7 protein-coding genes and 1 pseudogene are annotated in these 7,775 nt (G+C 44.1%); 3 read left to right on the forward strand and 5 right to left on the reverse strand.

What is annotated here, in order from left to right:
- Positions 1-30 precede the first annotated feature (30 nt).
- A complete protein-coding gene (locus DKT75_RS07730) occupies positions 31-1,239 on the reverse strand; it encodes a phosphoribosyltransferase-like protein (RefSeq protein ID WP_109822849.1) in 1,209 nt (402 codons plus the stop codon).
- Positions 1,240-1,338: 99 nt separating this feature from the next.
- The gene (locus tag DKT75_RS07735; RefSeq protein WP_109822850.1) at positions 1,339-2,274 is read right to left on the reverse strand and encodes an ArsR/SmtB family transcription factor; all 936 of its coding nucleotides are present in this window, start codon (positions 2,272-2,274) and stop codon (positions 1,339-1,341) included.
- Between the two features lie 109 nt (positions 2,275-2,383).
- Between DKT75_RS07735 and metH the strand changes: the two genes are divergently transcribed.
- On the forward strand, positions 2,384-6,073 hold the full coding sequence (metH, locus tag DKT75_RS07740) for a methionine synthase (protein ID WP_109822851.1): 3,690 nt from the start codon (positions 2,384-2,386) through the stop codon (positions 6,071-6,073).
- A 141-nt stretch (positions 6,074-6,214) separates the two neighbouring features.
- On the opposite strand, the pseudogene rhuM reads toward metH, so the two are convergent.
- The 3 genes and pseudogenes from rhuM to DKT75_RS07755 all read right to left on the reverse strand — a co-directional run.
- Positions 6,215-6,346: pseudogene (gene rhuM / locus DKT75_RS22365) on the reverse strand (RhuM family protein); the annotation flags it as partial.
- 83 nt (positions 6,347-6,429) lie between these two features.
- Positions 6,430-6,855, reverse strand: a complete 426-nt coding sequence (locus DKT75_RS07750) for a type II toxin-antitoxin system VapC family toxin (protein WP_109822852.1) — start codon at positions 6,853-6,855, stop codon at positions 6,430-6,432.
- Entirely contained in the window at positions 6,848-7,111 is a 264-nt protein-coding gene (locus DKT75_RS07755) for a hypothetical protein (protein WP_109822853.1), read from the reverse strand. Before DKT75_RS07755 ends, DKT75_RS07750 begins: the two co-directional genes overlap by 8 nt.
- Before the next feature lie 145 nt (positions 7,112-7,256).
- On the opposite strand from DKT75_RS07755, the gene DKT75_RS07760 reads away from it, so the two are divergent.
- A complete protein-coding gene (locus DKT75_RS07760; RefSeq protein ID WP_109822854.1) occupies positions 7,257-7,436 on the forward strand; it encodes a hypothetical protein in 180 nt (59 codons plus the stop codon).
- Positions 7,437-7,543: 107 nt separating this feature from the next.
- Positions 7,544-7,775 (forward strand): vitamin B12 dependent-methionine synthase activation domain-containing protein (locus DKT75_RS07765; RefSeq protein WP_146201335.1); only part of this gene is annotated, 232 nt, incomplete at its 3' end.

Genomic DNA, 7,775 nt, shown 5'->3' on the forward strand with positions numbered 1-7,775 from the left:
TACAGAGCATTGTACATGGCTGAACATCAACTAGTCAGCGCACCAAGAACTAGGAATATACAGCGATCTATCTTGTATTCCTAGAGCTATTTTGGCCTCTTTTTTGATAAGAAATTCATGACCTGCATTGGTTATCCGATACTTCTCAGTTATAAAACCTGAGTTAATAGCATCTTCGATAACACTACCCACATAATCAACTTCTCGATTCATTCTAAATGATAGGCTAGTCTTATTAGTAACTCGTTTTTTTAATAACAAAAGTAACTCAACGACATCGCTTGAAACACCCATGTAGTTTTCATGTATTGCAGTTCCTTCGAGAAGGGAAATCAACCAGTCGGGTAAGACTCTTTTTGGAAATAAGCCACTCCACTTAGTACTGTCAAACCAAATTAACCCAGGAATATTATTAGGTACGCTATGGTAAAAAACGATATTCGCCATTACACCACCATAACCTTTACGATATTTTTTTGATATGACTGTTTTTTTATCACAAAGGGTACATATTTCTTCATAACTCTTACCCCAACGAGCCTCCGCTCCTTGAAAACTGTAAACTTTTTCGCTGACGAACTGAATTTTTGATGACTTAGGAAATTTTCTCTTTAACGAATTAGATCCATAAGCCTTAGTTAAAACTAACTTTTCCGCCTCTTTTTTTCTTGAAAATGACACTATCTTGATTTTTATTAGCCCATAATTCCACCAACTAATAAAAGACTTATGCTCGAACATACTGTTGAGAAACCCTGATACTCTTTTCCCCGAACCTATCGAATCGTCAACTAAGATAATATTATGTATTTTTTCTTCTCTTAATACATTAATGGATGGGTGATCAAATAGACTATCTTGACTATCATTTTTAACTTGGAAATCTTCTTTGATCAAACTAGATATAACAGAATAAACAAGGTCTTCACTCCCTTGTGATTGCCCCGTTCTATCAAGTAGCTCTCCACTCTCGCTCCATAATCGTGGGTTTTCCTTATCCAGTTTTCTTACGGAGTAAATTGCGCTTTTTTCTTTTGAAGTTAAAGTTTTTACAGTTCCTTTTAACCACCTAGAATATTGGTCTCGTGATACGAACTCCAAATTTAACAACATATTTTTTGCAATGGGTTTCTGGTCAACTGAGAACTGCGAAAGCCACTCTGTTATTTCTGGAGAAATGTTCACTGCATCAGATGAGAGCTGCTTTGTACGAATGGAGTAACTTTCCTTAATTGCCATATTTATCCAATATATGTTGTTTTAGCTTTTTTGCACAGTATATAACAATGTGCTATTCGGAATTCTAACTACTCACTAGCAGTAAACACCACAAACTTTTTAAGCAGAAACAACCTCCCAAATTTTCACCGTCAGCGGCTCACCCACAAACTGCTTCAAGTTCACCATCTCCAAGCCTGCTGCTTGCATAAACCGCCTTACCTCATCATCCGTAAACCCAAGCCTACGGTGCTGAAACTCTTTCCGCATGTACTCCTCCAAGTGCGTAGCAAAGTCCACCACAAACAGTCGCCCTTTTGGCGCAAGCACTCGCGCCGCTTCTTGAATGGCCATCGCTGGGTCATCAGTAAAATGCAGCACTAAATTCATCGTGACCAAGTCAAAGCTGCGGCTTGCTAATGGTAGCGCCGTCATATCGCCTTTACGCACTTGCATATGGGTCAAACCGGCTTGCTCTAGGTTATTTCTCGCCACTGCCAACATGCCGCTGGTGAAATCGACACCTACACCGCTCTCTGTGCGATCGGCTAATAACTCCAAAACACGCCCCGTTCCTGTGCCAATATCCAGCAAGCGATTAACTTTCCCCTCGCCAACCAATGCCCGTAACTCTGCTTCAATCTGCTCTTGGGGCACATGCAGCTTTCGCAAGTCACTCCAGTTTTCTGCTACCTTTTGAAAGTATGATTGCGCCTCTAGTGCTCGGGCATCTTTCACTTGATCTAGGCGAGATAAGTCACGGCCTAACACCGCGTCTTTTTCATCAAGCAAAGACACCAAAACTTTAGCAAGCGGTGCGACGGATGCTCGGTCGGAAAGCCTATAGAAAACCTGTGCTCCTTCAGGAAAGCGCTCCAACAAACCCGCCTCAACCATTAACTTTAGGTGACGAGACACTCGCGGCTGACTTTGACCAAGGATTTGCGTCAACTCAGACACACTCAACTCGCTGCGTGCGCACAAGGTCAGCAGTCGTAATCGTGTGTGTTCACCCGCAGCACGTAAGGCTGCAAGCAGTGTATCCAAGTTTTGCATTCACTCATCCAAACATATAAAGATATGTTTATGTTTGCATATCAGGTGTGGTATTGTCTCGTGCTAATTTAAAACATTTGTTTTTGTACGAATTTCACAGGACTACACCATGGCAGCTAACGTTCGCTCCTTAGAAGACGACCTTAAAAAACGCATCCTCATCATTGATGGTGCGATGGGTACAATGATCCAGAATTACAAACTGGAAGAAGCTGACTACCGTGGTGAACGTTTCGCTGACTGGCCAAGTGACCTGCGTGGTAACAACGACCTACTGTCGCTGACTCAACCGCAGATCATCAAAGCTATTCACACAGAATACTTAGAAGCTGGCGCTGACATCATCGAGACCAATACCTTTAGTGGTACAACGCTGGCGATGGCTGATTACGACATGGAGTCACTCGCTGCTGAGATCAGTGAAGTGTCGGCACGTCTTGCGCGTGAAGCGGCTGATGAGATAGAAGCAAAAGATCCAACTCGCTCATGCTATGTTGCAGGTGTTATTGGGCCGACCACGCGTACTGCGAGTTTGTCTCCCGATGTAAACGATCCAGGTTTCCGTAACGTTACTTTTGACGAGCTAGTAGAGTCTTACTCAGAAGCCTGTGAAGCATTGATTCGTGGTGGTGCTGACATCATTCTTATCGAAACTATTTTTGATTGCTTGAATGCAAAAGCGGCTATCTTTGCTGTTGAAAATGTTTACGAAAAACTTGGCTACCGCCTACCGATCATGATTTCCGGTACGATTACCGATGCATCCGGTCGTACGCTATCGGGTCAAACGACTGAAGCATTTTGGAACTCCATGTGCCATGCAAAACCGATCTCGATTGGTTTGAACTGTGCACTTGGTGCTAAAGAACTTCGTCAGTATGTTGGTGAGCTTTCTCGCATTGCTGACACTCATGTGTCTGCTCACCCTAACGCTGGTTTGCCTAATGCGTTTGGTGGTTATGACGAAACACCAGAAGACATGGCCGCAGACGTGGCTGAATGGGCACAAAGTGGCTTCCTAAATATTGTCGGTGGTTGCTGTGGTTCTACCCCTGCACACATCAAAGCAATACGTGAAGCCGTTGAAAAATTACCGCCTCGTGTTATTCCAGAGATTCCAGTGGCATGTCGTTTATCAGGTCTTGAGCCGCTAACGATCACTGAAGATTCATTATTCCTAAACGTTGGTGAGCGTACTAACGTAACCGGCTCGGCCGTTTTCAAACGTATGATCGTTGAAGAGAACTACGAAGCGGCACTATCGGTTGCCTTGCAGCAGGTTGAGAACGGCGCACAGATCATCGACATCAACGTGGATGAAGGTCTACTTGATTCGAAGAAAGTCATGCAGCGTTTCTTAAACATGATCGCGGCTGAGCCAGATATTTCACGCGTTCCAGTGATGATTGACTCCTCTAAGTGGGAAGTTATCGAAGCAGGTTTGAAGTGCGTACAAGGTAAGTGTGTTGTTAACTCGATCAGCATGAAAGAAGGCGTGGATGAATTCATCAAGCACGCTAAATTGTGCATGCGCTACGGTGCAGCGGTGGTAGTAATGGCCTTTGACGAAGAAGGTCAGGCTGACACGATTGCACGTAAAGTTGATATTTGTACTCGCGCTTATAACATTCTTGTTAATGAAGTAGGTTTCCCACCTCAGGACATTATCTTCGACCCTAATATCTTCGCGATTGCGACCGGTATGGAAGAGCATAATAACTACGGTATGGACTTCATTGAAGCGACTCGTCAAATCAAAGAGACACTGCCTCATGCAATGATTTCTGGTGGTTTGTCGAACGTGTCATTCTCGTTCCGTGGTAACAACCCTGTTCGTGAAGCGATTCACGCAGTGTTCCTATATCACGCGATTCAAGCGGGCATGGACATGGGTATCGTGAACGCGGGTCAGCTTGCGATTTACGAAGACATTCCAACAAAACTACGTGACGCTGTAGAAGATGTAGTGCTTAACCGCAACCCTGAAGCGACAGAAACCTTGCTAGACATGGCTGAAGAGTACCGTGGTGATGGCTCTGTTGCTGAGAAGCAAGATGAAGAATGGCGCTCACTGCCTGTAAATAAGCGTCTTGAGCACGCATTGGTTAAGGGTATTACTGAGTTCATTACTGAAGATACAGCTGAAGCAATGAATGCGGTTAGCCGCCCACTTGAGCTAATCGAAGGCCCACTAATGTCGGGTATGAACGTGGTTGGTGACTTGTTTGGTGCAGGTAAAATGTTCCTGCCACAGGTTGTTAAGTCAGCACGTGTAATGAAGCAAGCGGTTGCTTACCTTGAACCGTTTATGGATGCTGAGAAAGACGGTGTTGCTCAGAGTAATGGCCGTGTGATCATGGCGACTGCAAAGGGTGACGTTCACGACATCGGTAAGAACATCGTAGGTGTTGTTCTACAGTGTAATGGTTATGAAGTCATCGACTTGGGCGTTATGTGCCAAGCTGAGACTATCTTTGCGGCTGCTCGTGAGCACAATGCAGACGCGATCGGTATTTCTGGTTTGATTACACCGTCACTTGAAGAGATGACACACGTTGCTAAAGAAATGCAGCGTCAAGGCTTTGAAGTGCCATTGCTAATCGGTGGTGCGACGACGTCTAAGATGCACACAGCGGTTAAGATCGCCCCTCACTACAACCAACCAGTGATTTATGTCCCTGATGCTTCACGTTGTGTGGGTGTGGTCAATCAGCTGTTGAGTAAGACGCTACGTGAGCCTTATCTTGCTGAGATTGAAACTGAATACGACCAGTACCGTGAGCGCTTTAACGCGAAGATGAAGAAGCAAAGTTTCTTACGTCTTGAGATTGCGCGCTCTAACAAGCTTGCGACTGACTGGGCTCACTATGAAGTGACTAAGCCTGCGGTTGAAGGCGTACAAATTATTGAGAAAATGGACTTACGTGTACTGGCCGAGCTAATCGACTGGACACCGTTCTTCCACACATGGCAGCTACGTAAGAAGTACCCACAAATCCTTGAAGATGAAGAGCTAGGTGAAGAAGCGACTAAGCTATTCGCTGATGCGAAATTGATGATCGAGCGATTTATTGAGAACGATACGGTTCAGGCACATGCGGCATTTGGTATCTTCCCAGCTGGTACAGTTAATGAAGATGACATCGAAATTTATACGGATGAGTCTCGTACTGAGGTGTTTGATACGGTCATTGGTTTGCGTCAGCAGACGGTTCACCCAACTGACCGCCCTAACCTGTCGTTGTCTGACTTTGTTGCGCCTAAGGACAGTGAAGCACAAGACTATATCGGTGCTTTTGCTGTTACAGCAGGTATCGGTTTGGATAAGTTGGTTGCGGAGTTTGACGCGGCACATGATGACTACAACAGCATTATGGCGAAGGCGATTGCTGATCGTTTTGCAGAAGCATTTGCTGAGTACTTGCACCGTGAAGTGCGTACTAACCATTGGGGCTACATGGCTGATGAGAACTTAACTCAAGAAGCATTGGTTAAAGAGCAGTATCGTGGCATTCGTCCTGCACCGGGCTACCCTGCTAACCCTGATCATACGCAGAAAGAGATCATTTGGGATCTGTTGAAGCCCCTTGAGAATGCGAGCATTGAGTTGACGGAAAGCTGGGCGATGTTGCCAGCAGCGTCGGTGAGTGGTTGGTACTTCTCGCACCCTGAGTCACAGTACTTTGGTGTGTCTAAGTTGGATAAAGATCAGGTTGCGGATTATGCTGAGCGTAAGGGCATTGCTCTGGATGCTGCGGAGACGTTGTTGTCACCTAATTTGGGGTATGTTCCTGCTTGATTCTTAGCTTGGTACTAAATTTATATCTGCGTTTTTAAACTCGCAGATATAAATACCAATCATGTCAGCAAATATGTAACAACAAAGTAAGTACTTTGAAACCGTCCTAAATTCTGTGTCAACGAGTAACACTGGCCCTTATCACGGGAGTTGAGTTTCGCATTGGCGAAAGCGAGTAATGGTAAGGCTTTCTAAGCGATAACCCACTGAAATGATGGCATTTAAATTGTAGTGATTGCTTATACGCTTTACTCGGCGCTTGCCTTCGGTGCGAACTACCGAGAAACACTAAATGATTGAAATATAATCAACTTCACATTCACAAAAATGTTATTAGGTTCAATCCGATATTATATTCACACATCACTCAAACCAATTACCTTTAGCGTAAACGCTTCACGCAAGTGTTCGCAGAACTTGTTATCGCTAGTAATCAGATAATCACAGTCGGATTTATCTGCAAGATAAAGTTGTAGAGCATCCTCATAATCATTTTTACTATTCCCACTCTGTAGAATGTGATTAAGTTTTAGAAAATCGCTGTTACTAGCACATACAATTTCGACTTCGTTAGCGATCATATCCATGACATTCAAGCATTGCGCTAAGTTTTCATGTTTTTGAACAAAATAGGCAACAGTGGTGAGAATATCACTGCTCGTAAACAACCTGCTTTCTTGCTCTAGTAATCGTCGAAAGCAATCTGCCGCTAAAGGATGACGCTCACGTTTACTGTCTGCCACATCAAGAAAAAAGTTGGTATCCAGAAAATACTTATTCATATTTTGACAGATGCTCGTCACGTAGTTGATCGACAGTTTGATCCGGTTCCTGGCTACTCACGCTGCCAATCAAACCCATAAGGTTTTTACGATTACTCGCACGTTTTTGTAACAACTCATCAATTAGTGCTTTATATCGACTATCAAGAAAATAACCTTTCACAACATTTCTTTTTTTATCAACGATTTCGAGAACATCAAAATCATTGAGGTTTTGCAGGTTACGCTGGATTTCGGAAACGGAAAGACTCTGCATCACTTCATCCTCATATATGAATTCATATTTAATATAATAACAATGATATTACCAGTCACGCAAGTACAACTAAAGGTGACGTTCCGATATCGGTAAGAACATCGTAGGTGCTGTACTTCAGTGTAACGGTTTTGAAGCTATCGACTTGAGCATTTTGAAGCAAAGTTTCTTACGTCTTGAGATTGCACGCTCTAACAAGCTTGCGACTGACTGGGCTCACTATGAAGTGACTAAGCCTGCGGTTGAAGGCGTACAAATTATTGAGAAAATGGACTTACGTGTACTCGCCGAGCTAATCGCCTGGACACCGTTCTTCCACACATGACAGTTACGTAAGAAGTACCCACAAATCCTTGAAGATGAAGCGCTAGGTGAAGAAGCGACTAAGCTATTCGCTGATGCGAAATTTATACGGATGAATCTCGTACTGAGGTGTTTGATGCGGTCATTGGTTTGCGTCAGCAGACGGTTCACCCAACTGACCGCCCTAACCTGTCATTGTCTGACTTTGTTGCGCCTAAGGACAGTGAAGCACAAGACCATATCGGTGCTTTTGCTGTAACAGCAGGTATCGGTTTGGATAAGTTGGTTGCTGAGTTTGACGCGGCACATGATGATGACTACAACAGCATTATGGCAAAGGCGATTGCTGATCGTTTTGCAG

It is taken from the genome of Leucothrix arctica, from assembly GCF_003172895.1.
Lineage (GTDB): Bacteria > Pseudomonadota > Gammaproteobacteria > Thiotrichales > Thiotrichaceae > Leucothrix > Leucothrix arctica.

Bases quoted from the DNA above. Each gene is read 5' to 3' on its own strand.
- DKT75_RS07730 (WP_109822849.1), bottom strand. From the start codon at position 1,239: ATGGCAATTAAGGAAAGTTACTCCATTCGTACAAAGCAGCTCTCATCT.
- DKT75_RS07735 (WP_109822850.1), bottom strand. From the start codon at position 2,274: ATGCAAAACTTGGATACACTGCTTGCAGCCTTACGTGCTGCGGGTGAA.
- metH (WP_109822851.1), top strand. From the start codon at position 2,384: ATGGCAGCTAACGTTCGCTCCTTAGAAGACGACCTTAAAAAACGCATC.
- DKT75_RS07750 (WP_109822852.1), bottom strand. From the start codon at position 6,855: ATGAATAAGTATTTTCTGGATACCAACTTTTTTCTTGATGTGGCAGAC.
- DKT75_RS07755 (WP_109822853.1), bottom strand. From the start codon at position 7,111: ATGCAGAGTCTTTCCGTTTCCGAAATCCAGCGTAACCTGCAAAACCTC.